The organism is Pantoea sp. ME81 (genome assembly GCF_903970985.1).
Classification (GTDB): Bacteria; Pseudomonadota; Gammaproteobacteria; order Enterobacterales; family Enterobacteriaceae; genus Pantoea; species Pantoea communis.
This window is the reverse complement of sequence record NZ_CAJCKS010000012.1, coordinates 26,823-52,477: the sequence shown is the minus strand read 5'-3', so window position 1 is coordinate 52,477 and position 25,655 is coordinate 26,823. Positions and strand designations below refer to the sequence as shown.

23 protein-coding genes are annotated in these 25,655 nt (G+C 55.0%); 5 read left to right on the top strand and 18 right to left on the bottom strand.

From position 1 onward, the window contains the following. Positions 1 to 267 precede the first annotated feature (267 nt). The 4 genes from hemG to pepQ are packed head-to-tail and all read right to left on the bottom strand — an operon-like array spanning position 268 to position 4,249. A complete protein-coding gene (hemG, locus tag H7A81_RS04070; RefSeq protein ID WP_166936624.1) occupies positions 268 to 804 on the bottom strand; it encodes a menaquinone-dependent protoporphyrinogen IX dehydrogenase in 537 nt (178 codons plus the stop codon). A gap of 18 nt (positions 805 to 822) precedes the next feature. Next, positions 823 to 2,274, bottom strand: a complete 1,452-nt coding sequence (gene trkH, locus H7A81_RS04065) for a Trk system potassium transporter TrkH (RefSeq protein WP_034827948.1) — start codon at positions 2,272 to 2,274, stop codon at positions 823 to 825. 26 nt (positions 2,275 to 2,300) lie between these two features. Continuing rightward, complete coding sequence (locus tag H7A81_RS04060) at positions 2,301 to 2,918, bottom strand: IMPACT family protein (protein ID WP_182056799.1); 618 nt, start codon at positions 2,916 to 2,918, stop codon at positions 2,301 to 2,303. Beyond that, positions 2,918 to 4,249 carry a Xaa-Pro dipeptidase gene (gene pepQ / locus H7A81_RS04055; RefSeq protein ID WP_034827944.1) on the bottom strand — a complete coding sequence of 444 codons (1,332 nt, stop codon included), beginning with the start codon at positions 4,247 to 4,249 and terminating at the stop codon, positions 2,918 to 2,920. Before pepQ ends, H7A81_RS04060 begins: the two co-directional genes overlap by 1 nt. A gap of 186 nt (positions 4,250 to 4,435) precedes the next feature. On the opposite strand from pepQ, the gene fadB reads away from it, so the two are divergent. Together fadB and fadA are read left to right on the top strand one after the other, a co-directional pair. Continuing rightward, positions 4,436 to 6,619, top strand: coding sequence for a fatty acid oxidation complex subunit alpha FadB (gene fadB / locus H7A81_RS04050; protein ID WP_182056797.1), 2,184 nt, complete (start codon positions 4,436 to 4,438; stop codon positions 6,617 to 6,619). Between the two features lie 10 nt (positions 6,620 to 6,629). Then, a complete protein-coding gene (fadA, locus tag H7A81_RS04045) occupies positions 6,630 to 7,793 on the top strand; it encodes an acetyl-CoA C-acyltransferase FadA (protein ID WP_182056795.1) in 1,164 nt (387 codons plus the stop codon). 45 nt (positions 7,794 to 7,838) lie between these two features. On the opposite strand, the gene fre is transcribed toward fadA, so the two are convergent. The 3 genes from fre to pepE form a co-directional block, all read right to left on the bottom strand. Then, the gene (gene fre / locus H7A81_RS04040; protein WP_097118532.1) at positions 7,839 to 8,540 is read right to left on the bottom strand and encodes an NAD(P)H-flavin reductase; all 702 of its coding nucleotides are present in this window, start codon (positions 8,538 to 8,540) and stop codon (positions 7,839 to 7,841) included. Between the two features lie 31 nt (positions 8,541 to 8,571). Further along, positions 8,572 to 10,056 carry a 4-hydroxy-3-polyprenylbenzoate decarboxylase gene (ubiD, locus tag H7A81_RS04035; RefSeq protein ID WP_182056793.1) on the bottom strand — a complete coding sequence of 495 codons (1,485 nt, stop codon included), beginning with the start codon at positions 10,054 to 10,056 and terminating at the stop codon, positions 8,572 to 8,574. A gap of 74 nt (positions 10,057 to 10,130) precedes the next feature. Beyond that, on the bottom strand, positions 10,131 to 10,862 hold the full coding sequence (gene pepE / locus H7A81_RS04030; RefSeq protein ID WP_182056791.1) for a dipeptidase PepE: 732 nt from the start codon (positions 10,860 to 10,862) through the stop codon (positions 10,131 to 10,133). 216 nt (positions 10,863 to 11,078) lie between these two features. On the opposite strand from pepE, the gene rfaH reads away from it, so the two are divergent. Beyond that, positions 11,079 to 11,567, top strand: coding sequence for a transcription/translation regulatory transformer protein RfaH (gene rfaH, locus H7A81_RS04025; protein ID WP_038643771.1), 489 nt, complete (start codon positions 11,079 to 11,081; stop codon positions 11,565 to 11,567). On the opposite strand, the gene tatD is transcribed toward rfaH, so the two are convergent. From tatD to udp, 10 genes are all read right to left on the bottom strand, one after another. Further along, positions 11,564 to 12,346 carry a 3'-5' ssDNA/RNA exonuclease TatD gene (gene tatD / locus H7A81_RS04020; protein WP_034827928.1) on the bottom strand — a complete coding sequence of 261 codons (783 nt, stop codon included), beginning with the start codon at positions 12,344 to 12,346 and terminating at the stop codon, positions 11,564 to 11,566. The two genes, rfaH and tatD, sit on opposite strands and share 4 nt — an antisense overlap. A gap of 83 nt (positions 12,347 to 12,429) precedes the next feature. Continuing rightward, entirely contained in the window at positions 12,430 to 13,197 is a 768-nt protein-coding gene (gene tatC, locus H7A81_RS04015) for a Sec-independent protein translocase subunit TatC (protein WP_034827926.1), read from the bottom strand. Between the two features lie 2 nt (positions 13,198 to 13,199). Further along, entirely contained in the window at positions 13,200 to 13,817 is a 618-nt protein-coding gene (tatB, locus tag H7A81_RS04010; RefSeq protein WP_166936636.1) for a Sec-independent protein translocase protein TatB, read from the bottom strand. Between the two features lie 9 nt (positions 13,818 to 13,826). Continuing rightward, positions 13,827 to 14,072: a twin-arginine translocase TatA/TatE family subunit gene (tatA, locus tag H7A81_RS04005; RefSeq protein ID WP_034827923.1), complete on the bottom strand. Its 246-nt coding sequence runs from the start codon at positions 14,070 to 14,072 to the stop codon at positions 13,827 to 13,829. Between the two features lie 110 nt (positions 14,073 to 14,182). Further along, positions 14,183 to 15,820: a ubiquinone biosynthesis regulatory protein kinase UbiB gene (gene ubiB, locus H7A81_RS04000; RefSeq protein WP_182056788.1), complete on the bottom strand. Its 1,638-nt coding sequence runs from the start codon at positions 15,818 to 15,820 to the stop codon at positions 14,183 to 14,185. Then, positions 15,817 to 16,422 (bottom strand): SCP2 domain-containing protein, encoded by a 606-nt coding sequence (locus H7A81_RS03995; RefSeq protein WP_097118528.1) that lies wholly within the window; start codon positions 16,420 to 16,422, stop codon positions 15,817 to 15,819. The genes ubiB and H7A81_RS03995 overlap by 4 nt, the downstream gene beginning before the upstream one ends. A gap of 6 nt (positions 16,423 to 16,428) precedes the next feature. Further along, the gene (gene ubiE / locus H7A81_RS03990) at positions 16,429 to 17,187 is read right to left on the bottom strand and encodes a bifunctional demethylmenaquinone methyltransferase/2-methoxy-6-polyprenyl-1,4-benzoquinol methylase UbiE (protein WP_097118527.1); all 759 of its coding nucleotides are present in this window, start codon (positions 17,185 to 17,187) and stop codon (positions 16,429 to 16,431) included. 75 nt (positions 17,188 to 17,262) lie between these two features. Further along, positions 17,263 to 18,774, bottom strand: a complete 1,512-nt coding sequence (rmuC, locus tag H7A81_RS03985; RefSeq protein WP_182056786.1) for a DNA recombination protein RmuC — start codon at positions 18,772 to 18,774, stop codon at positions 17,263 to 17,265. 85 nt (positions 18,775 to 18,859) lie between these two features. Further along, the gene (locus tag H7A81_RS03980; protein ID WP_182056785.1) at positions 18,860 to 20,128 is read right to left on the bottom strand and encodes a tetratricopeptide repeat protein; all 1,269 of its coding nucleotides are present in this window, start codon (positions 20,126 to 20,128) and stop codon (positions 18,860 to 18,862) included. Positions 20,129 to 20,214: 86 nt separating this feature from the next. Continuing rightward, positions 20,215 to 20,976, bottom strand: coding sequence for a uridine phosphorylase (gene udp / locus H7A81_RS03975; RefSeq protein WP_182056783.1), 762 nt, complete (start codon positions 20,974 to 20,976; stop codon positions 20,215 to 20,217). A gap of 300 nt (positions 20,977 to 21,276) precedes the next feature. Between udp and H7A81_RS03970 the strand changes: the two genes are divergently transcribed. Further along, on the top strand, positions 21,277 to 22,113 hold the full coding sequence (locus tag H7A81_RS03970) for a dienelactone hydrolase family protein (protein ID WP_160868712.1): 837 nt from the start codon (positions 21,277 to 21,279) through the stop codon (positions 22,111 to 22,113). Between the two features lie 38 nt (positions 22,114 to 22,151). Here H7A81_RS03970 and metE read toward each other — a convergent pair whose 3' ends face one another. Further along, on the bottom strand, positions 22,152 to 24,422 hold the full coding sequence (gene metE / locus H7A81_RS03965; protein ID WP_182056781.1) for a 5-methyltetrahydropteroyltriglutamate--homocysteine S-methyltransferase: 2,271 nt from the start codon (positions 24,420 to 24,422) through the stop codon (positions 22,152 to 22,154). A gap of 215 nt (positions 24,423 to 24,637) precedes the next feature. Between metE and metR the strand changes: the two genes are divergently transcribed. Then, a complete protein-coding gene (metR, locus tag H7A81_RS03960) occupies positions 24,638 to 25,567 on the top strand; it encodes an HTH-type transcriptional regulator MetR (RefSeq protein ID WP_034827906.1) in 930 nt (309 codons plus the stop codon). The last annotated feature ends 88 nt before the right edge of the window (positions 25,568 to 25,655 follow it).

Sequence of the window (25,655 nt, the reverse complement as noted above, 5' to 3'; positions counted from 1 at the left end):
GTCTGATAAATTGTTAAAGAGCGGTGCAATCAGCGCCTTAAGCTGCTGTTGCGAGGTGGCGTATATTACGCTTTCCTCCTTCAGAGTCAAACACTTTTTTTCAGCGTTTTTCTCCGGCGGGATGAATTTCTTCACTCCCTGCTGAGCCGTCTGCGTTGCCGCTTTGCCGTCTCAGTGGTGGCGCATTATAGGGAGTTATTCGGAGCTGACAAGGGTTTATTGCAAAAAAATGATCGTTCGACCTAAATTTAGCCACAACGCTTTATTTCACAACGATTTGCCTGGTAACTGCACAAAATCCTGGGCAAAAACCGCGACTTTATTCCAATCGGTGTATTCAACTTCTTTAGAGGTATCGGTCTCACCGCCCGTCATACGCATAATTAGTTGAATCATGGCACGGTCAAACCAGCGATAGCGGGGATAACGCAACGCGCCGGCAAACACCGCACAGCAATCTGGCTGCCAGGGTGACTGCTCCAGGAACTTATGCGTATAGGCGTTGGTTGCTGGCGTGCACTTATCCGCTTTACGCGCCGTAAGATTGACGCTGAAGAAGCCACTAACGCGCTGATGCAACTCAGCCTTATGCTGAGTAACAAACTTCATTAATGCCGGATGGAAATGTCCGTAACGGATTGAAGCGCCAATCAGCACGCGATCATACTGCGACCACTCAACCTGCTGTACTTCCAGTAAATCAATCACGTCACACAGCTGCTGCGGCGCTAGCGTCTGTGCAATACGCGCTGCGATCTCACGGGTTTGCCCATCACGGCTGGAATATAGAATCAATGCTTTCATTAGATAATCCTGTTTCTCTTATTCACGCCAGAAGGTCGGGGTGAACAGGACCAGCAGTGTGAACACCTCAAGGCGTCCAAAAAGCATGGTTAAAATCAAAATCCACTTAGCGACGTCATTCATAGACGTAAAGTTATCCGCTACAACACCTAAGCCTGGGCCGAGGTTATTCAGCGTTGCGGCAACCGCAGCGAAAGCGGAGAAGTCATCGACGCCCGTCGCGATAATCGCCAGCATGCTGAGTAAGAACACCAGCGCATAAGCAGAGAAGAATCCCCATACCGCTTCAAGGATACGCTCCGGCAGTGCGCGATTACCCAACTTGATGGTGTAGACCGCGTTCGGATGCACCAAACGCTTAAGCTCACGCGACCCCTGCTTAAACAGCAGCAGAATACGAATCACCTTCAAGCCACCGCCAGTCGATCCCGCCATACCGCCGATAAAAGCCGAACAGAGCAACAGTACAGGCAGGAATAATGGCCAGCGCGCAATACTATCGGTGGTAAAGCCAGCAGTCGTTGCCATCGACACCACCTGGAAAAAGGCCTGGTTCAATGTTTGCCAACCGCTGGCATAGACGTTGTGGAACCACAGCACTACCGTACAGATCAGCACTAACGTCAGCTGTACGCCAATAAACATGCGAAATTCGGGATCGCGCCAGTAAACTTTGAGGCTGCGGCCGCTCAATAAAGAGAAGTGCAAGCCATAGTTACAGCCCGAGATCAGCAGGAACACCGCCACGATGGTATTGATGGTAGGACTGTTGAAGTAGCCGATACTCGCATCATGTGTAGAAAAGCCACCAATCGCGATGGTCGAGAAGCTGTGACCGATGGCATCAAACACCGGCATGCCCGCCAGCCACAGCGCCACCGCACAGGCCACGGTAAGTAAGACATAGATTAGCCACAGCGTTTTAGCCGTTTCCGCAATACGCGGGCGCATCTTGTTATCTTTTAACGGCCCCGGCATCTCAGCACGATAAAGCTGCATGCCACCCACGCCCAGAATCGGCAAGATGGCCACCGCCAGTACAATGATCCCCATACCGCCCAGCCATTGCAGCATCTGACGATAGAACAAAATCGCTTTCGGTAAGGTATCAAGGCCCACCAACGTAGTGGCGCCCGTGGTGGTCAGCCCAGAGAAGGATTCGAAGAAAGCATCGGTAACCGAAAGGTGCGGCTGTTCGGCAAAAATGAAAGGCATCGCACCCACACTACCCAGCACCGTCCAGAACAGCACGACGATCAGAAACCCTTCGCGCGGTTTAAGTTCGGTTTTCTTTTTGCGATTAGGCCACCACAGCAGCGAACCAATCACAATCGCCATCATAAAGGTCTGGCTAAACGCGCGTCCGGCGCCATCGCGATAAATTAAGGCCACCAGCCCCGGTAGGATCATCGTCACCGAGAATAAAATTACCAACAGTCCCACGATGCGGGTAATGGCGCGAAAATGCATTCAGCCGTTCCTTTAAACAGATGCTTTTAGTTGTCCAGCGGGATGAGCGTCAGCGCGCCCCGGCTGTAATCAGAAAGGTTTTGCCGAAAGCCATCAACTTGCGGATGCGGCAACGCCAGACGTAGCGCGATACGATCCTGATAATGGCTCTCTTCAATGATGCCGTCAAAGCGTTGCAACAGACGCTCGATATCACTCAACTGGGCATAATCACATTGTAAGGTAAAAGATTGCATCGGCACTTTACGCGCACGCATCAGTTGCTTCAGCCCCTGCTGCACGCCGCCGCCATAAGCTTTTACTAATCCACCGGTACCCAGCATGATGCCGCCATAATAGCGCACTACCACTGCGGTGATTTCACCGACGCCGCTACCCATTAGCTGTGCCAGCATCGGTTTTCCCGCCGTACCAGAAGGCTCACCATCATCGGAGAAACCCAGCTGCTGCGAATCATCCGGCGCACCGGCAACCCACGCCCAGCAGTGATGGCGCGCCGCAGGATGTTCCAACTTCACCTGCTGGACAAACGCACGCGCCGCCTCAACGCCAACGGTATGCGCCAGATAAGTCATAAAGCGGCTTTTCTTGATGGTTTCCTCGCTGAGGCTCACAGCCTCAGCGGGAATATCGTACGCATCCATCAGGCCAGATGCAGATCGCGCGTCATGTTTTCAACGCGATTGGCATGGATCACCACATTATCTTCGATACGAATACCACCGTACGGTTTCAATGCGTCGATCGCCTGCCAGTCAAAGTACTGACTGTATTTACCACCACGCAGTTTTGCCAGTAGTGAATCGATAATGTAGAAACCAGGCTCGATGGTCAGCACCATGCCCGGCTCCAGTACGCGGGTACAACGCAGATAAGGATACTGTGATGGTGCCGCCAGGTGCGTGCCATTGTCATCCTGCATAAAGCCTGCGACGTCATGCACCTGTAAGCCCAGCGGATGGCCCAAACCGTGCGGCATAAACGGACCCGTCAGGTCTTCCGCCACCAGCGTCTCTTCGGTCAGACCTTTCACCAAATCGAACTTCAACAATAGACGGGCAATACGCTGATGCATTTGCAAATGGTAATCGGTGTAACGCACGCCCGCTTTCAACGTTGCAATCAGCGCCAGCTCTTCTTTATTCATCGCCTCTACCATTTCGGCATAACGCGATTTGCTTTGGGCTGCATAGCTGCGCGTCAGGTCGGCGGCGTAACCAAGGTATTCCGCACCCGCATCAATCAGGAAACTGTGGCGCTTCGCCGGTGGCTGATGGTCGAGCCTGGTGTAGTGCAGCACCGCAGCATGTTCGTTAAGCGCGATAATATTGCCGTAGGGCACATCCGTATCACGATGGCCAGTTGCCGTCAGATACGCCTGGTTGATATCGAACTCACTCATACCTGAGAAGAAGGCTTCTTTCGCCGCACGATGTCCTGCAACCGCCAGCTTCTGCGCTTCGCGCATACAGGCCAGTTCGTAATCCGTTTTGATGCTGCGATGGTAATGAAGGAAGTCGATCACGCCTTTTGGATTCACGCGATCGCTATTGATGCCGAGTTGTGTGGCGCGGGAGGGCACAGGTCCGATATAAGCCACATTGTCGCGCTGAGCCGGCAGCAGTTGCCCAATCTCATCGGCATCTTTCAGGCCCACCACCTCAACATCCTGAGTCCAGAAGCTGTTGGGCAATGGCTCGACGTTATGCCAGTAATCCACAGGTGAGTAGAACCACAATTTTGGCTTGTTAACGCCATCGATCCATAACCAGCAGTTAGGCACTTGTGTGACAGGAACCCAAGCCTTGAATTGCGGATTCACCTTAAACGGGTAGTCGTGATCGTCGAGAAAAACGGTTAACAGCTCGCCAGAGTGAATCAACATCGCATCAAGTTTAAAGCGTGCCAGCACCTGTTGCGCTCGCTGTTGCAGCGTATTGATATGCGCGTGATACAGGGTTTTCAGTGAATCCATGGACTTGTCTCCGATATCGCGAAATTGGCCGCAGTGTAGCACAGCCTCAAGTCTGTTGCCGTGCTGCACTCGCTGTGATCGGCGTATCAAATAAGCAAAGACTCGTTTGCAAAAAATTAACATGCCGCCCACACTCCAACTCATCTGGTATGACCAGATCACCTTTCGCGGTTTCAGGAGACGGACATGCTCTACCAAGGCGATACCCTTTCAGTTCACTGGCTTGATGACGGCATTGCCGAGCTGATTTTCGATGCCCCCGGTTCAGTGAACAAACTCGACACCAAAACAGTTGCCTCATTGGGCGATGCACTCAGCGTGCTGGAGCAACAGCCCGAGTTGCGTGGCCTGCTGCTCACCTCGGCCAAACCGGCATTCATTGTCGGTGCCGATATCACCGAATTCCTGTCGCTGTTTGATGCGCCAGAAGAGAAGCTGAGCCAATGGCTGGCGTTTGCCAACAGCATCTTCAATCGCCTGGAAGATTTGCCGGTGCCGACTGTTGCTGCGATTGACGGCTACGCGCTGGGCGGCGGCTGCGAGTGTGTGCTGGCGATAGATTTCCGCGTCGCGACGCCTGCTGCACGCATCGGCTTACCGGAAACCAAACTGGGCATCATGCCGGGGTTTGGCGGCAGCGTGCGCTTGCCACGTTTGCTCGGCGCTGATAGCGCACTGGAAATCATTGCCGCAGGAAAAGATGTTGATGGCACCAGCGCCCTGCAACTCGGTCTGGTCGATGCGGTCGTGAGCAGCGAAAAGCTACGCGCTGCAGCACTCACAATGTTGCAGGATGCCGTTGCGCAAGGCAGCTGGCAGGCGCGCCGGGCACCTAAGCTGGCCCCACTGAAATTAAGCCCGATTGAAGCGGCGATGAGCTTCACCATTGCCAAAAGCATGGTGATGCAAACAGCAGGCAAGCATTATCCCGCGCCTATCACCGCGGTGAAAACCATTGAAGCGGCATCCGGTTTACGTCGTGACGATGCATTGAAACTGGAAACCGCTGCATTCGTGCCGCTGGCACAAAGCGATGTGGCGCGCGCGCTGGTCGGTATCTTCCTGAACGATCAATATGTCAAAGGCCTGGCGAAAAAGCACAGCAACGCAGCCGGTGCACCGCAGCAGGCCGCCGTGTTAGGCGCAGGTATTATGGGGGGTGGGATTGCTTATCAGTCGGCATGGAAAGGCGTGCCGGTGAAAATGAAAGATATTAATCCGCAGGCGCTGACGCTGGGGATGACGGAAGCCAGCAACCTTCTTAACAAGCAACTGGAACGCGGCAAGATTAACGGTGCCAAACTGGCGAGCGTCCTCACGACGATTCAACCTACGCTGGATTACGCCGGTTTCGAACGTGCCGATGTGGTGGTCGAGGCCGTGGTCGAGAACCCGCAAATCAAGGCCAAAGTGTTGGCAGAAACCGAGCAACATCTGCGCGATGATGCCGTACTCGCCTCCAACACATCGACCATTCCGATTAGCCAGCTGGCGCAATCGCTGCAGCGCCCAGAAAACTTCTGCGGCATGCACTTCTTTAATCCCGTACCACGCATGCCACTGGTTGAGGTCATCCGTGGCGAGCAGACCTCAGAAGCCACCATCAGTAAAGTAGTGGCCTGGGCCAGCAAGATGGGCAAAACGCCGATCGTGGTGAATGACTGCCCAGGTTTCTTTGTGAACCGTGTGTTGTTCCCCTACTTTGCCGCTTTCAGCCTGCTGCTACGCGATGGCGCTGATTTCCGTCAGATCGATAAGGTGATGGAGAAACAGTTCGGCTGGCCTATGGGCCCGGCCTGGTTGCTGGATGTGGTGGGCATTGATACCGCCCATCACGCACAACAGGTCATGGCGCAAGGCTTCCCTTCCCGCATGCAGAAGGATTACCGCGACGCGATTGATGTGCTGTTTGAAGCCAAACGCTACGGCCAGAAAAACGGCCTGGGCTTTTACAGCTGGGAGCAAGATAAAAAAGGCAAAGCCCAGAAGAAAACCGATCCGGCTGTTGATGCGCTGCTGGAACCGATTTGCGAGCCGAAACGCGTGTTCAGCGATGAGGACATTGCTAACCGCATGATGCTGCCAATGCTCAATGAAGTGGTGCGCTGCCTCGAAGAGAAGATTATCGCCTCACCGGCTGAAGCCGATATGGCGCTGGTGTACGGCCTCGGTTTCCCTCCGTTCCGAGGGGGTGCCTGCCGTTATATGGACACGCTCGGCAACAGCAATCTGGTCGACCAGGCCAAACGATATCTCTCCCTTGGCCCGCTGTATGCGTTACCCGAACTGTTAGTGCACAAAGCGCATCAACAGCAAAGCTGGTATCCCGCAGCCCAACCGATTGACGAAGCGACACTGCAAAGTGCCTGAGGTAATGAATATGGAAAAGGTAGTCATAGTTGATGCAGTGCGCACACCAATGGGACGCTCAAAAGGCGGCGCGTTTCGTCAGGTACGCGCGGAAGATCTCTCGGCGCATCTGATGCGCGAACTGCTGAGCCGCAACCCCGGCGTTGATCCGGCCTCTCTGGATGACATCATCTGGGGATGCGTGCAGCAGACGCTGGAACAGGGCTTCAACATTGCGCGTAACGCAGCACTGCTGGCCGAAATTCCGCACCGCGTGCCAGCCAGCACGGTGAATCGCTTGTGCGGTTCGTCAATGCAGGCGCTGCACGATGCGGCACGCGCCATTATGGTGGGCGATGCGCACAGCTGTTTGATTGGCGGCGTCGAACATATGGGCCATGTGCCCATGAGCCACGGCGTTGATTTCCATCCGGGTTTGGGCCGCACCGTGGCAAAAGCCGCAGGCATGATGGGATTAACCGCTGAAATGCTGGCGCGCATGCATCACATCACCCGTGAGCAGCAGGATGCCTTTGCGCTGCGTTCACATCAGCGCGCCTGGGCCGCAACCCAACGTGGCGATTTCAAACGTGAAATCGTGCCGACCTATGGCCACGATGCCGACGGCGTATTGAAACGCTATGAAACGGATGAAGTGATCCGCGAAGATACCACGCTGGAAGGGTTGGCTGCGCTGCGTCCCGCGTTTGATCCGGTCAACGGCACCGTTACGGCGGGTACATCATCGGCACTCTCCGATGGCGCGGCTGCCATGTTGATCATGAGTGAAAGCCGCGCGCGCGAACTCGGCCTGACCCCGCGTGCACGTATTCGCAGCATGGCGGTGGTCGGCTGTGATCCTTCCATCATGGGTTACGGTCCAGTGCCAGCCAGCAAACTGGCACTGAAGCGTGCCGGATTAAGCGTGCAGGATATTGATCTATTTGAGCTTAACGAAGCCTTTGCCGCGCAGACACTGCCGTGCATTAAGGATTTGGGATTGCTGGATCAGCTTGATGAGAAAGTGAATTTGAATGGCGGCGCGATTGCGCTGGGGCATCCGCTGGGATGTTCGGGGGCGCGTATCAGCACGACGCTGCTCAATCTGATGGAACGTCGTGATGCGCAATTTGGTCTCGCGACCATGTGCATTGGCTTAGGCCAGGGGATCGCGACGGTGTTCGAACGCGTTTAATACGTTGAAGCACGTGTTCCCGCCCTTTCGGGCGGGCTTTTTTACTCAGATAAAGGCAAACGCATCGCCAAACATCTGCGCTTCAACTGCACCACGTTCCGCACAAAAACGCTCACGTGCAATCTTTGCCATCTCAAAGCGGCCCGCAATATAGATATCGTGCTCGCTGAGAGTTTCATAGTCCTGCATCACGGCGGTCAACACCGTGCCACTACGTCCATCCCAACCCTCTGCGGGTTGTTCTACCACCGGAATCACCTTGAGATGAGGATGCTTGACCGCCAACGCGTTCAACTCATCCAGATCGTACAAATGCATCAATTCCCGGCCGCCCCAGTAGATGGCGATATCGCGGTCTGGCTGCTGCGCCAGTGCCGTCAGCAGAATCGAACGTGCATAGGAGAAACCGGTGCCGCCCGCGATCAGAATAATGGGGCGATCGCTGTCTTCACGCAGCCAGGCATCGCCATGCGGCATATCCACCGTGATTTGACGATCGTTTTTGATGCGATCCATCACCGCCATCGCGTAGAGATTGAGGTCAGATGCGCCAATGTGCAGCTCAATGATGTCTTTTTCCATCGGGGTTGAAGCCAGTGAGAAGGGGCGCTTATCACGCTCATCCATCACCACCATCAGATATTGCCCCGCGCGGAAAGTAAAATCCGCCGCCGGAATCAAACGAACGCGGTAAACGGTATCCGTAATCGCTTCGACCGAAGTCACCTTGCAGTTTAACGTCGTCATACGTGCCCTTTTTTATGGTTTTCTGCCGCCTTTAGCGCTGCGGCGGCTCGGCAAAGATAGCTAACTCATCCCAAATGGCGTCAATACGCGCGGTCACCGCCGGATCTTTCACAATCGGTGTGCCCCATTCGCGAGTGGTTTCGCCCGGCCACTTATTGGTGGCATCAAGTCCCATCTTCGAGCCCAGGCCGGAAACCGGAGAGGCGAAGTCGAGATAGTCAATTGGCGTATTCTCCACCATCACGGTATCGCGCGCCGGATCCATACGCGTGGTGATCGCCCAAATCACATCGTTCCAGTCACGTGCGTTGACGTCGTCATCGCATACGATCACAAACTTGGTATACATAAACTGGCGCAGGAAAGACCAGACGCCAAACATTACGCGCTTGGCATGCCCGGCATATTGCTTCTTGATCGTCACCACCGCGAGGCGATAAGAACAGCCTTCCGGCGGCAAGTAAAAATCGACAATTTCCGGGAACTGCTTGATCAGAATCGGCACCAGCACTTCATTCAGCGCCACACCCAATACCGCAGGTTCATCCGGCGGACGACCGGTATACGTTGAATGATAAATCGGGTTGTGACGTTGCGTTATGTGCGTCACGGTAAATACCGGGAAGCTGTCTACTTCATTGTAGTAGCCTGTGTGGTCGCCGTAAGGGCCTTCTGGCGCCATGTCACCCGGTTCGATGTAACCTTCTAAAACGATCTCTGCGCTGGCTGGCACTTCAAGATCGTTAGACTGGCACTTCACCACCTCGGTTTTATTACCGCGCAGCAAGCCAGCAAAAGCATATTCCGACAACGTATCGGGTACCGGCGTCACTGCACCCAGAATCGTGGCCGGATCGGCACCCAGCGCCACGGACACCGGGAAGCGTTCGCCCGGATGGGCTTTGCACCACTCCTGGAAATCCAGCGCGCCGCCGCGATGCGACAGCCAGCGCATGATCACGCGGTTTTTGCCGATCACCTGCTGGCGATAAATACCCAGATTCTGACGTTCTTTATGCGGACCACGCGTGACGGTTAAGCCCCAGGTAATCAACGGCGCGGCATCGCCCGGCCAGCACTTCATCACCGGAATGCGCGACAGATCGACATCATCACCACTGAAGACCTCTTCCTGACACGGAGCATTGCGCAGGCGCTTGGTCGGCATGTTCAGCACTTGTTTGAACTGCGGCATTTTATCGAACAGATCGCGGAAACCTTTTGGTGGCTCGGGTTCTTTCAGAAACGCCAGCAGCTTGCCCACTTCACGCAGCGCGCTGACCTCTTCCTGTCCCATGCCCATCGCCACACGCTTAGGTGTGCCAAACAGGTTACACAATACGGGCATGTCGTACCCTTTCGGGTTCTCAAACAGCAGCGCCGGACCGCCGGCACGCAGGGTGCGATCGGCAATTTCAGTCATCTCTAACTCAGGATCGATCTCCTGAGTGATGCGCTTTAACTCGCCGCGCTGCTCCAGCAACGCGAGGAAGTCTCGTAAATCCTGATATTTCATGCGGCGTTAGCTTCCAGCCAGGGTGAATTGGCCATTATAGGTCTGATTCACGCCGGCGTGTTGTGGTTTGTGGTTCAAGCTGGCTGACAGGAGAAAGGCACCAGCGATTGAATGGCCAGCACATCGTGATGTGCGGCGATTGGCTCACCATGACGAAACACTTTAAAGTCTTCGCCGCGCGCGCTGTAGTAACGCAGGTGGTTTTCACTGACGTGCAGGAAACTGGCTTCTCGCAGGGCGATCACCGACTCATGTGGATTGACGGCGCAGAACTCCGCCAGACGCTCATCACGCGTTTCCCCCATATGCCCGCTGACGTGAGCATCCAGATAGTGCGGATTGATCTGCACCGGGAACAGGCCTAATGCAGGCAAGACCACGCTGCTGCGCACCGGCATATCGTTGGTGGTACGGATCGATGGCGTAGCCACATTGCAACCGGCGCTCCAGCCGACGTAAGGCACATCTCGCTCACGCACAGCACGCTGAATCGCCACGATCAGTCCGTGCTCATGCAGCATCTGATTGAGGAACCAGGTGTTGCCGCCGCTCACCAGGATCAACTCCGCCTGTTCAATCGCTGCCACCGGGGAGTCAAACTCATGCACGGTGCGCACCTGAATACCCAATGAGTCAGACAGGTCTTGTGCACGCTGCGCATGGTCGCCACGAATAATGGCATAAGGTACCAGCACCGCCGACGTAATGCCGCGCTGCGCAATCATCGCGTGCAGTTGGGGGTGAGCGTAGCTCAACAGTGGCGCGTCTTCGGCCACTTTGCCATTACTTAATAAGAACAGTTCCATCAGCCAGTCCTTTTTCAAATGAGAGCGAAAGATGGGGAAGGAGTCTGATACAGATGGTCATCAGCCGTCAATTTTCTTGCAAGAAAGCGTTAATAAGCCGCACCAATCGGAAAATTCGTAGTGATTTTTATTTCACAGCCGCGTTTCCACTGGCCGATGCGCTATAACTCTGACAGCAGGTTTGTTATTCTTAGCGTCCAATATTTGGGAGCAGTTATGGAATCCTGGTACTTACTCTATTGCAAACGTGGACAGCTGTTGCGCGCGAAAGAGCATCTTGAGCGGCAGGAGGTGAATTGCCTCAGCCCGATGATCGCTCTGGAAAAGATTGTGCGCGGTAAACGCACCACGGTGAGTGAGCCGCTGTTTCCCAACTATCTGTTTATCGAATTCGATCCGGAAGCGATTCACACCACCACCATCAGTAGCACGCGCGGCGTCAGCCACTTTGTGCGCTTTGGCGCGCAACCGGCAACGGTCTCCAGCGAAGTGATTGAAGCGCTGCAAACCGATGTGCCGCAAATTATGCTGGATCCAGAAACGCCACAAAGCGGTGATGAAGTGATCATCACCGAAGGGACTTTTGAGGGGCTGCGCGCTATTTTTGCCGAGCCTGATGGCGAAACCCGCTCGGTGTTACTGCTAAACCTGCTCAACAAACAAGTGATGCGCAGCGTCGACAACAAACAGTTCCGTAAGCTTTAAACCAGTTTAAACAGCTGACGTGCGTTGTGATTGACCTGCGCACCCAGCGCTTCAGCCTCTTCCCCACGCCAGTTCGCCACCTGCTGCACAATATGCGGCAGGAAACAGGGCTCGTTTCGACGCGAAGGCGGCCGTGGATGCATATCACGCGGGAGCAGATAAGGCGCATCGGTTTCCAGCAGCAGACGCTCGGCTGGAATCAATGGCAGCATCTCACGCAATTCCAGGCCACGACGTTCATCGCACACCCAGCCGGTAATGCCCACCGATAAGCCCAAGGCCAGGCACGATTCCAGTTCATCACGCGTGCCGGTAAAACAGTGTGCCACCGCGCCCGTCAATTTCGGCAGCCACGGCTCCAGCACTGCAACAAAACGATCGTGTGCTTCGCGGCAGTGGAGGAACACCGGCAGTTGTAACTCTGCTGCCAGCGCCAGCTGTGCATCAAAGGCATACTCCTGCTGGTCGTGCGCCGAGAGATTGCGGTTAAAATCGAGGCCGCATTCACCGATGGCCACCACTTGCTCACTCTCTGCCAGACGGCGCAGCGTGTTCGCCGTCTCCGCCGACCATTCACTGGCGTGATGCGGATGCACGCCGGCTGTAGACCAGCAGTAGCCAGGATGCTGTGCCGCGAGCTGACGCGCCTGCTGGCTCTCCAGCGCATTGGTGCCGGTAATCAGCAGGCCGGTGACGCCTGCTTCGCGCGCGCGTTTAACCACCTGATCGCGATCTTTTGCGAATTGCGTGCTGGTCAGGTTTACACCGATATCAAACATGTCTTCTCCCAAATAAAAACCGCCCAATGTGTGGGCGGTTTAGATTCTTAACGCTCATCCCGCTCGCGTGCGGGAATGCCTTGTCAGGACTCGGTATTCTGTTCCTCATCCTCTGAATCTGACGCCTTGCGCCCTTTACCCACATAGTAACGGGAGAAGAATACGCCGACTTCAAACAGGCAGTACATCGGAATAGCGAGCAAAGTTTGCGAGAAAACATCCGGCGGTGTGAGCAGCATCCCAACAACGAACGCGCCAACCAGAATGTAGGGGCGTTTCTTTTTCAAATCCTCTGGCGAGGTAATGCCGGTCCAGCACAGCAGAACAATCGCAATCGGTACCTCAAACGCTACGCCAAATGCCATGAAGAGAGTCATGACGAAGTCGAGATAATTGGTGATATCAGTAGCAATGGTGACGCCCTGTGGCGCGGTTTTGGCAAAGAAGCCAAACGCCAGCGGGAACACGATGAAGTAAGCGAAAGCCACGCCAACGTAGAACAGCAGCGTACTGGAGAACAGCAGCGGCATCACTAGCTTACGCTCATGGCGATACAGCGCAGGCGCCACAAAAGCCCACACCTGATACAAGATCACCGGCACCGCAAGGAACACCGAAACAATGATGGTGAGCTTTATGGGGGTGAAGAACGGTGAAGCCACGTCAGTGGCGATCATGCTGGCACCGGCCGGCATCTGGCTAATCAGCGGCGAAGCCACTAAGTGATAGATGTCGTTGGCGAAATAAACCAGGCACAAAAAGATAGCAAACACCGCAATAATGCAGTTCAGCAAACGCTTACGCAGCTCAATCAGGTGGCTGATGAGCGGTTGGGTATCTTCAACGGCCATGTTTATCTTTCATCTTTTACGGTGGGGGTGGGCGTCGCATTCTGCGCGGTATTAACAGGTGCCGCAGCCTCTGCTGTGACCGGTTGAGGTTTCTGAGCCGGTGCGCTGGCCGGGTGCTCTGCCGCCGCTGGCTGAGGTGCCTGAGCCGGTGCGCTGGCCTGATGCTCTGCCGCCGCTGGCTGAGGTGCCTGAGCCGGTGCGCTAGCCTGATGCTCTGCCGCCGCGGGAGTGACCGGAGGCTGGCTTACCGGTTCAGAAGATGTGCCTGCAGCCGACGGTTGATGAATGGTGTTCGCTTCATCTTCCGCTTTTTCGATATCGATGCTCTGCTGCACAGAACGCTTCATCGAATCGGCGGTTTTACGCAACTCTTCCATCGACTCTTTCAGTTCCGGTGACAGTGAGCCACGGCCCGCTTCCTCAACCTTTTTCAGGCTGTCCTGCAATTCCTGCAGTTTCAGCTCCTGCGCCAGTTCGTTTTGCACGTTAGCAGCCAGGGAGCGAATCGCCCGAATCCAGCCCACGACGGTTTTCACCGCAACCGGTAATCGTTGCGGGCCAAGAACGATCAGCCCGATAACGAACACCAATACCAGTTCACTAAAACCAATATCGAACACAGTTAACCCTTACTTGTCCCGGGCGTCGTCTTTACTCGCCGAGGTTTGCTGTTTGTCTGCCAGAGTCTTGGCGTTGAAGTCAGCGTCCTGCTCTTTCGGTTGATCCTTTTTATCGTCCTCATCGCCCATGGCTTTTTTGAAACCACGAATAGAAGAACCTAAATCCGAACCCAGGTTGCGAAGTTTATTGGTACCGAACAGAAGTACAACAATGACGGCAATGATGATCAATTGCCAAATACTGATACCGCCCATGAGATATGCCTCTAATATTCTGTGAAAAACTCTGAATTGAAACGCACAGAAAGCCCGTATGAATTCGGGCTTTAGCCTGCGACATTACGCGATTTGCACCAGTCAAACAATCAGTTTGTCTTGCGCCAGCCTATCAGCCAGGTGACGATGCCAGCGGCCATTAGTAAGGCTGGGAAGAAATCCCAGTCGGGTCGACTTAACAGCACCGCGGTGCCACTTAATAACAGTGTAGCCCCTACGCCAAACAGATAACGTGCCTTGTGATGGCGCGTACGTTGCGCATTCATATCGCTGACCAGTTTATCGACGCTGTGCTGCAATAATTTATGCTGACGCATGCTGTCGTAGAACAGTTCAGGCAACTCCGGCAGTTTTTCAGCCCAAAATGGCGCCTTCTCTTTCACTGCGCGCAGAATCGCAGGAATGCCGATCTGATCTTTGATCCAGTCTTCAAGGAACGGCTTCGCGGTTTTCCACAGATCGAGCTGCGGATAAAGCTGACGGCCAATACCTTCGATGTAGAGCAGCGTTTTCTGTAACAGCACCAGTTGTGGCTGCACTTCCATATTGAAGCGACGCGCGGTGTTAAACAGGTTCAGCAGCACGTGGCCAAATGAAATCTCAGCCAGCGGCTTCTCGAAAATCGGCTCGCAGACGGTACGAATGGCGAACTCAAAATCTTCCACATTGGTATCCGGCGGTACCCAGCCTGAATCCACATGCAGTTCTGCCACTTTACGGTAATCACGGTTAAAGAAGGCAATGAAGTTTTCCGCCAGATAGCGCTTATCTTCTTTATTCAGCGAACCGACAATACCGCAGTCAATCGCGATGTACTGCGGATCTTCTGGATGGTCATAGCTAACGAAGATGTTGCCGGGGTGCATGTCAGCATGGAAGAAGCTATCGCGGAACACCTGGGTGAAGAACACCTGCACGCCGCGTTCTGCCAGCAGCTTCATGTTGACACCATGCTTCTCCAGCGTCGCCACATCAGAAATGGGAATGCCGTAAATACGTTCCATCACCATCATCGATTCGCTGCAGTAATCCGAGAACACTTCCGGCACATACAGCATCGGGCTCTGCTCAAAGTTACGACGCAGCTGAATGGCGTTCGCCGATTCGCGCAGCAGATTGAGTTCATCAATCAGGGTCTTTTCGTAATCGCGCACCACTTCAACCGGGCGCAGACGACGACCATCCGGCAACAGACGAGGAACCCAATGTGCCATGCGGTAAATCAGCTTCATATCCGCTTTGATCACCGGCAGGATGTCCGGGCGAATCACTTTGATCACGACGTCACAGCCGTTAGACTTAAGCGTGGCAGTGTGAACCTGCGCAATCGAAGCAGAAGCCAGCGGCTTAATATCAAAATCGTCAAACCAGGTGTCGACAGGACCGCCAATGGATTGTTCAATCTGCTGCTGGGCTTTCAGCCCATCAAAAGGCGCCACGCGGTCCTGCAACACCGCCAGTTCATCGGCGATGGCCGGTGGGAAGAGATCGCGGCGCGTCGAAAGCATCTGACCAAATTTGATCCACACTGGACCAAGTTGCTCCATTGCCAGACGAATGCGCACGCCCGTCGATTCATTCTTGTGCTTGTTAGGGATCCAGAAAATACAACGTCGCCAGATACGAAGCGGCAACGTGATGCGCATGTGAGGGATCAGTTCATCAAGCCCGTAAGTCAGAAAGACCTTGATGATGAAGTATAAGCGCCGAATTTCTCCCAGCGTCATTTCGCCTCCAGCTGTGCTAAACGCGCTTCGAGCGCATTAAGCGAACGTTCCATCGCTTCAACCTCTTCACAAAACCATGCCAGCTCCAGTGCACCGGGCGCAACCCGCCACTCTTCCGTCAGCACCTGACCGAGATAATCCTGCCGACGCGTCACCTGTCGCTGCACAAATTTCAGCGCCTGCTGAGCAGCCTGACTGACACCCTGCGCGGCAATGTCGCCGATCCACGGCGCCAGATACTCGGCTGGATCGAGCTCAGCGAGATCCATTAGCGCAGAGAATTGCTGAACCACTTGCAGATCGCCTTCCACATCCAGCTCACCGCTACGGATCAAACTGGTCAGCTGCTGGCGATCGCGCAGTTTCGGCAAGGTGCTGAGGCGCAGGCTCACGCTACAGTCGCTGCTGTCCTGCCAGTCACTCAGCACATCCAGCTGCGATTCGCTAAACACCAGCACCAGCGGGAAATCCAGCTCCTGCAGGCGTAGCATCAGCACTTTACCTGCCAGACGTTGACGCGCGGCTTTCAGGCTACGATCACGATACAGAACACGATTGAGGGCGGTTTCAAGTCCGCCCGTGATTAGCGGGGTAAAAGTCATGATCAATCAGAACTTAAAGCCGCGATGCAACGCCACAATACCGCCGGTCATGTTGAAGTAAGTGGTATTTTCAAAACCCACATCGTTCATCATCGCCTTCAGGGTTTCCTGATCGGGATGCATACGAATCGATTCTGCCAGATAGCGATAGCTATCAGCATCCTGCGCCACCAGCTGCCCAATACGCGGCAGGATGTGGAAGGAATAGGTATCGTAGGCTTTGCTCAGCGGTTCCAGCAGCGGTTTGGAAAACTCCAGCACCAGCAAGCGTCCGCCTGGTTTCAGCACCCGGAACATCGAGGCCAGTGCCTTCTCTTTTTCGGTGACGTTACGCAAACCGAAAGAGATGGTGATGCAATCGAAATAGTTATCCGGGAACGGCAGCGCTTCGGCGTTGGCCTGCACATAGCTGACGTTGCCTGACACGCCCATGTTGCGCAGCTTCTCGCGGCCCATCTTCAGCATCGAGCTGTTGATATCCGCCAAAACAACCTGACCCGTCTCGCCCACCAGGCGAGAGAATTTTGCTGTCAAATCACCGGTGCCGCCGGCCAGATCCAGCACACGCTGACCACGACGCACGCCGCTGCTGTCGATGGTAAAACGCTTCCAGACACGATGGATGCCAAACGACATCAAATCGTTCATCAGGTCATATTTTGCCGCTACGGAATGAAACACGTCCGCGACTTTATCGGCCTTTTCGCTTTTCGCGACGGTCTGAAAGCCAAAATGAGTAGTTTCCTGCTGTGATTCATCTGCCATCGGGTTTACCTGTTCCACAAACAATTCTTGCCGAAGTGTATCAGAGTCGCGCTACGCGAGCACGCGACCACCGTGCTATTCGTTGATGCGGCGCAGTGAAGCGGTGGGAGAATCTGCCACATTTTCATTGGGCTCGGGATCGTCCGCCCAATCTTCGCCCGCTTCTTCCGGCTGCGATTGTTCGACCAATTGGGGATTGATCGGCCGTTTAATCTCCACGCCTAACGCGCGGAAGGATTCGCTTTGCGCAATCAAATTGCCGCGCCCTTCTGACAGCTTTTTCATCGCCTGATGATAACTCTGCTGCGCTTTATCGAGGCTGTGACCGATACCGCTCATATCATCCACAAACAGCCGCATTTTATCGTACAACCGCGTAGCTCGGTCGGCGATGCGTTGCGCATTGCGACTCTGATGCTCATAACGCCACAGGTTGTTGATGGTGCGCAACGCCACCAATAATGTCGTAGGGCTTACCAGCATGATGTTCTGCTGCAGCGCTTCGCTGATCAGCTCTGGCTGCCGATCAATCGCCAACAAGAACGCGGGCTCGACCGGAATAAACATCAACACATAATCCAGAGAGCGTAAACCGGGCAATTGTTGATAATCTTTTCGCCCCAGCAGCCGAATATGGCCGCGCATGGCGTTAACGTGCTCCTGGATCGCCTGCTCGCGCGTGGCTTCATCTTCCGCATTGAAATAGCGTTCGTAAGCCACCAGCGTCATTTTGGCGTCAATCACCACATCCTTGCCCTGCGGCAACCGCACGATCACATCCGGTTGCATCCTGCCCTGCTGTTCCAGCTGCACGCTGACCTGCGTCTGATATTCATAACCTTCGCGCAGGCCGGAAGCCTCCAGCACGCGCGCCAGCACCACTTCACCCCAGTTGCCCTGAATTTTATTGTCGCCTTTCAACGCTTTGGTGAGGTTGACCGCTTCCTGCGCCATCTGTGCGTTAAGCTGTTGCAGCTGACGAATTTCATGAGCCAGCGTATGGCGTTCACGCGCTTCCTGGCCAAAGCTGTCGGTTACCTGGCGACGGAAACCATCCAGCTGTTCACGCAGCGGACCAATCAGCCCGTTGAGGCTTTGCCGATTCTGCTCATCCACCCGACGTCCGCTGTTTTCAAAAATGCGGTTGGCCAGATTTTCAAACTGCGCGCTGAGGCGCTGTTCGCTGTTAGTGAGCAGGCGCTGCTTCTCTTCTGCGCCAAAACGCGTCTCTTCTAAACGGATGGTGACTTCACGCAGTTCAGCTTCTTGCGCACTGTTCACTTCCAGCTGATTGCGCAGTTCCCGGCTGAGCTGCTCGCTTTCGCCACGCCAGTAATCGAGCTGTTGCAGCCGTTCCTGTGCACCGCTAAGCGTGCCATGAAGCTGCCGCAGTTCTTGCTCGCGCTGCTGAATTTGTTGTTGTAACCGTTCGAGCTGCTGCTGCTGACGCTGTTGCGCCTCTTCCAGCAGGCGGCGTTCGGTAGTGAAGCTGGCGTGCTGGTGCCCGGCCCGCAACTGGGCCAAAATCCAGCCGAGACCCAGTCCGGCCAGCGCCAGTGCGCCGTTAATGATAAGTTGCTGATCCATAATCCCCCCGCGGATCGTTTCGCTGAGGGAAAAGGTAAGTCGCTACTGTATGAATGTCCAGACTGTTGTGTAGCTGGCAGATCATTTACAGCGCTTTCACCGTCAAATCACCCGCCTTCCACGCATCAATCAGGAAAAACGGCATCGGCAACAGCCATTCACTGCCTTTCACTTTGGCGGGATAGCACCAGCTTTGTCCGTTGTGAGTGAGTTCAACCTGCTGCCAGCCGTTATCAGCATTCTCCACCTTGCCCGCCATGCTGGAATACCCTGCGTTGCTGCCGACGTGAAAACGCTCGGTTTGCCAGCGAATTGGCGGATGTGCGGGCCACGCCTGGGCATGATGGAATCGGAAGATGTCATCATGATTCAGCAGGCTTTCGCGCACCGTCGGCCACAACGCCACTTTGAGGAAGTATTGATCGGTGAAGCGTTCACTGCCGCTGTACTGGGCGATAAAGTCGCGTATCTGCTGTTCAACGTTGTGGAATACGCCATGACAGCCGCCCCACATGCCTGCCAGCAGCAGTTCGGTATGCGTAAAGTAGTCACGCATGTGATGGAACCAGCAGGGCGATTGCAGCCAGGCTTCTACCGCCGCCACTTCACGCTCCGACAGCAGGGAGTCCGCATCTCGCACGATATAACGCTTTACGCATGGATCATCCATCACCAGAAAGCGCCACAGCGTCGGGAATATGGTCTTCTCATGTGACATATCCACTAACTGGACATTTGACTGCTTCAGACGCTGCCAGACGTGTTGCGGCACGCTGTCGTCAAGATAGATGCGACACATCCAGCCGGGATAGAACTCGCGCGCAACGTCGATATTTTTGATCAGCGTTTCACAGTAGCGTGGTTGGCCACCATACAGACTGAAAGAGATGATATTTTCAGTTGGATTGGTGGGATTGAAAGACGGCGGTGTTTCTGCGGGATACGCCACTGTGTGGCCCTGACGAAAGATCGCGTCAGACTTCTCCAGCGACTCACGGCCGTAACGTGCCACTTCATCGTGCTTTTCCAGCCAGCCACACACTTCGGTTAAGCCATCGAGCCAGGTGTCGGAAGCCTGCGCACGCTGCGCTGCCGATGCCTGATAGATCTTTTGATAAGTTTTGTAGGATTTTTTGTACTCCCCCACGCGCATTAGCGTCAGCGCATAGTCACTCAGTACCTGCATGTTTTGCGGCATGACGCGCAAAACCTCTTCACAGCACTGACGTGCCACGGGGAAATCAGAGGCCGCCATCGCCTGGCGGAAACGCGCTGCCACGCTTTCAATGCGAGACTGAGCAGCCGTGGAAGGATGATTAAAGGCAGGACGCGGAGCAGAAACCGTTTTGCGCATAGTTGTTTTCTCAGTATCAGCTGAAAACGTGCGCAATGTGATGGCAGCAGGGAATTCCTTATCCGTAATACCTGCTGCCTTGCGCACTAAATTAAGCGACGCGCGGCTTCTACAACAATTTTCACCGCATCGCTTTCGGTCTGTTTCATGGTCGCGGCATCCGGGATCTCTTTTTGCGTACGGTTAACGATAACACCCGCCACCATGCCCGCTCGCAGCCCCTGACTGGCGCACATGGTTAACAGTGTAGCGGATTCCATCTCATAGTTAAGAACCCCCATTTGCTGCCACTCTTGCATTGAGCCCTGGAAGCGATTCACCACACGTCCTGAGAACGTGTCGTAACGCTCCTGCCCCGGATAGAAGGTGTCAGATGAAGCGGTGATACCAATGTGCGTTTTGGCACCGCAGGCTTCTGCTGCGGCCACCAGCGCGGTGGTGCAGGTGAAATCGGCCACTGCCGGGAACTCCATCGGCGCAAAGTGCATGCTGGCACCGTCAAGACGCACCGAAGCAGTAGTCACCAGCACGTCGCCTACATTGATATTCGGCTGGATCGCCCCGGTCGTGCCCACACGCAGGAAAGTGCGCACGCCGAGCTGCGCCAGTTCTTCCACGGCAATAGAGGTCGATGGACCGCCGATCCCGGTAGAACAGACCACCACCGGCTTGCCATCCACTTCCGCCAGGTAAGTGGTGAATTCACGGTGCGAAGCCAGATGCTGCGGATTATCCATCAGCGCAGCGATTTTTTTCACACGCTCCGGATCGCCGGGAACGATAGCCAGTGTGGCTCCTTTCAGATCGGCTTTAGTGATACCAAGGTGGAAAACGTCAGACTGGGCCATAACAGACTCCTGATAGATAAGGGATATGCGTGTCACTCTACGCCAGAGCGCCATATAAATATGTGATTTATTTCACCATCGACAATGAAACTTACATTATCAGAAAATTATTATGTGATTCACATCACACATTGCAGCTCAGCAATTCTGAATTGCTACAAGCGGTGCTGTGTAAGTTCGGGTGGCAGTGTTAATAGAGAAGAAGAACATAAGTACACATCCCTCTGAACCCTACGTCAGCCTTGCTCCTGAAGCAGGCTATAGTTACGTGATTGCGCATTTGCTAGCACGGAGAGAACCATGAAAACCGAAGACAATATGGCACAAAAATCAGTAGCCGGTGGCTTTGCCCCTGCCGTTCAGCCCATCGCCAGCAGCACCATTACCACCGTCAGTGACGCTATTCACACCGGTGAAACTTCTGTTCCCAGCCAGGGAGAAAACCTTCCGGCTTATTATGCTCGCCCCAAATCCTATGAAGGCAAACTACCGGTGATTCTGGTGGTGCAGGAGATTTTTGGCGTTCACGAACATATTAAAGATATCTGCCGTCGTCTGGCGCTGGAAGGCTATCTGGCGGTCGCACCTGAACTCTACTTCCGTGAAGGCGATCCCGGTGACTACAGTGATATCCCGACACTGTTCAAAGAACTGGTCAGCAAGGTGCCCGATTCTCAGGTGCTGTCCGATCTCGATCACGTTGCCAACTGGGCCGCACGCCACGATGGCGATATTCGTCGCATGGCCATCACGGGCTTCTGCTGGGGCGGACGCATCAGTTGGCTGTTCGCCGCGCACAATCCGCAGGTGCGGGCGGCAGCGGCCTGGTATGGTCGGTTAGAGGGTGAGAAAACCCTCAAACAACAAAAACATCCTATCGATGTAGCCGTCGATCTTAACGCACCGGTGCTCGGATTGTACGGCGGTCAGGATGAGAGCATCCCGTTAGAGAGCATTGATAAGATGCGTCAGGCACTGCATGCCGCCAATGCCAAAGCGGAAATCGTGGTGTATCCGGAAGCGGGACACGCGTTTAATGCCGATTATCGCCCAAGCTACCATGCTGACTCAGCCGCTGATGGCTGGGTACGAATGCTGGCCTGGTTTAAGCAGTATGGCGTTGCACCCAACGCGTAATAACAAGGGGCGCTGCAAGGCGCCCCTGTTTCTCACGATTAAGCCGATTCCGCGCGCAGCTTTTTCGCGGCGGTCACCATGTTCGCCAGCGCCTGCCGGGTTTCACTCCAGCCACGGGTTTTCAGACCGCAGTCCGGGTTGACCCACAAACGTGCGGGCGGAATGCTTTGCGCCGCTTTGTGCAGCAGATCTTCAATCCATTCGACGCTGGGTACGTTCGGGGAATGAATGTCATACACACCTGGCCCAATTTCGTTCGGGTATTCGAACGCTTTAAACGCATCCAGCAATTCCATATCCGAGCGTGAGGTTTCGATGGTAATCACGTCCGCGTCCAGTGCCGCTATCGATTCCATGATGTCATTGAACTCGCAATAACACATGTGCGTGTGGATCTGCGTTTCATCCTGCGCCACAGCCGCGTTGAGGCGGAAGGCATCCACTGCCCAGGTCAGGTACGCCGCCCAATCCGACTGGTGCAAGGGTAAGCCTTCGCGCAGCGCGGGTTCATCAATCTGGATGATCCCGATCCCGGCTTTTTCCAGGTCTTCCACTTCATCACGCAGCGCCAGTGCAATCTGTTTAGCAAGGGTTTCCCGCGTCACGTCTTCACGCGGGAACGACCAGCACAAAATCGTGACCGGGCCGGTGAGCATGCCTTTCACTGGCTTTTCAGTCAGCGATTGCGCGTACTTCGCCCACTCAACGGTAATCGGCTGCGGACGACTGACATCACCGATGATCACCGGCGGCTTCACACAGCGAGAGCCATAGCTTTGCACCCAGCCATTTTGCGTAAACACGAAGCCATCGAGGTTTTCGCCGAAGTATTCCACCATGTCATTACGCTCTGCTTCGCCGTGCACCAGCACATCCAGCCCGAGCCGTTCCTGTTCGGCAATCGCCTGCTTGATGTGCTCCGCGATGCCGGTGCGATAGTGGCCTCCATCGATATTGCCTTTTTTGAAGTCGAGTCGCAGGCCGCGAATTTCGGTGGTTTGCGGGAAGGATCCAATCGTGGTGGTCGGCCAGGCAGGCAGATTAAAGCGATGGCGCTGCGCTTTGGCGCGTTCGTCATAGTGGCTGGCGCGCTCAACGTCTTTGGCCTGAATATTCGCCAGACGTGCGCCCACTGCGGCATTGTGCACGCGCGAAGAATGAGAACGGGCATGAATCGGCGCACTCCACTCCGTCAGCGAGGCCGCATCGTTATTATTGAGCGCCTGGCTCAACAACCTCAGCTCAGCACACTTCTGTAAAGCAAAGGCAAACCAGCTTTTCACTTCCGCATCGAGCCGGGTTTCGACACTGAGATCGATCGGGCTGTGCAGCAGCGAGCAGGAGGAACCAATCCACAGATTTTCACGCTGCCCGACCAGCGGTTGCAGGCGATCGAACCAGCAGCTGAGCTCGGCACGCCAGACATTGCGGCCGTTGATCACCCCGACTGAGAGCAGCCAGTCGGCGGGGAGCTGTTGGTGGATATGCTGGATGTCATCTTTGCCATGCACCAGGTCAACGTGTAAACCTTGAACCGGTAGCGTCTTAATCACGTCGAGATTTTGACCGATGCTGTCAAAGTAGGTCGTCAGTAGCAGTTTTACATGACCTTGTAGCGCATCGTAGGCAGGCTTGAACGCATCACGCCATTCCTGTGGCAGCTCCAGCACCAGCGCGGGTTCATCGATCTGCACCCATTCAATACCGCGCTGATGCAGTTCAGCCAGCACTTGCTGATAGACCGGCAGTATCGCTTTCAGCAACGACAGGCGGTCAAACGGCTCACCTTTGACTTTGCCCAACCACAGGTAAGTGACCGGTCCCAGCAGCACCGGTTTGATCGGGTGACCCAGCGCCAATGCTTCGTCCACTTCTTCAAGGAGCTGTGTCCAGCTTAGAGAGAACTGCTGGCCCTGAGTGAATTCCGGCACCATATAGTGATAGTTGGTGTTGAACCATTTGGTCATTTCAGCGGCGGCGGCAGGATTGCCGCTGGGGGCGCGGCCACGTCCCAGACGGAACAGCGTATCGAGATCGACCGATCCATCCTGGTTCTGATGGCGCGCCGGCACATTGCCCAGCATCAGGCTGGTGGTCAGCACATGATCATACCAGGCGAAATCGCCCACCGGCAGCAGATCCACCCCCGCGTCTTTCTGCTGTTGCCAGTGACGAGCGCGCAGCTCGCGCCCCACGGCTAGCAGCGTTTCCTGTGAGCTATTACCTGCCCAGTAGCTTTCCTGTGCTTTTTTCAGTTCACGACGCAGACCGACACGAGGGAAACCGAGGGTATGGTTCAGAATGGTCATTTAGTGATCTCCAGATATGCTTAACGGGTCGAGCCCGTTTACGTTCATCCAGCGGGTGACATTGCCGTCCGCTGAACGCCTGAACTGGACGAAAGTCATGTGGCGGTGGCGCTTGCTTGAGATGTTTAGCCGTCCAGATGTTTACACCGCCATAATCTGCGGGTACTGTATCTTCCTCAAGCGCAATTTGTTCAATCTCGATGTGAAGGACTCTCATGATCGAACTCAAACATCTGAGAACGCTGCAGGCGTTGCAAAATACCGGCTCGTTGGCCGCTGCCGCCGCTCAGCTTCATCAGACACAATCGGCGTTATCGCATCAGTTCAGCGATCTGGAACAGCGGCTGGGCTTTCGCCTGTTTGTGCGCAAGAGCCAGCCGTTGCGGTTTACGCCGCAGGGGGAAATCATGCTGCAGTTGGCCGAGCAGATTTTGCCGCAGATTCAGCAAGCGTTGCAGGCATGCCACGAGCCGCATCAGACCACGTTACGCATTGCCATTGAGTGCCACAGCTGCATTCAGTGGCTGACGCCAGCCCTCAATAATTTCCGCCAGAGCTGGCCGCAAGTGGTGGTCGATTTTAAATCGGGCGTGACTTTTGATCCCCAGCCCGCCTTGCAACAGGGCGAACTGGATGTGGTGTTGACCTCCGATATCCTGCCGCGCAGCGGTTTGTTCTATACGCCGATGTTTGATTTTGAGGTACGTCTGGTGCTGGCCCCGGACCATCCGCTGGCGAAGCTGGAACATATCTCACCGGAAGATTTAGCCGATGAGGTACTGATGATCTATCCGGTGCAGCGTCAGCGTCTCGATATCTGGCGTCATTTCCTGCAGCCTGCAGGCATCAGCCCGGCGCTGAAGAGTGTGGATAATACGCTGTTGCTGATTCAGATGGTGTCAGCACAGATGGGTATTGCGGCCCTTCCGCATTGGGTGGTGGAGAGTTTTGAAAAGCAGGGTCTGGTGGTGACCAAGACATTGGGTGAGGGTTTGTGGAGCCGTTTATATGCCGCCGTGCGCGATGGTGAGCAGCGTCAGCCGGTGTTAGAAGCCTTTGTACGCTTCGCCCGCCAGCACGCCTGTGACCATCTGCCGTTTGTGCGCGATGCCGCCCGCCCGGGTTCACTGCAGTCGATTTCTTGATGTTCTCACGGGTGGCTGGTGTCACCCGTGCTGTTATCCCTGCCCAGCCTGCTCTATAATGCGCCGCCTCAATCCGCGACCAAGAGAG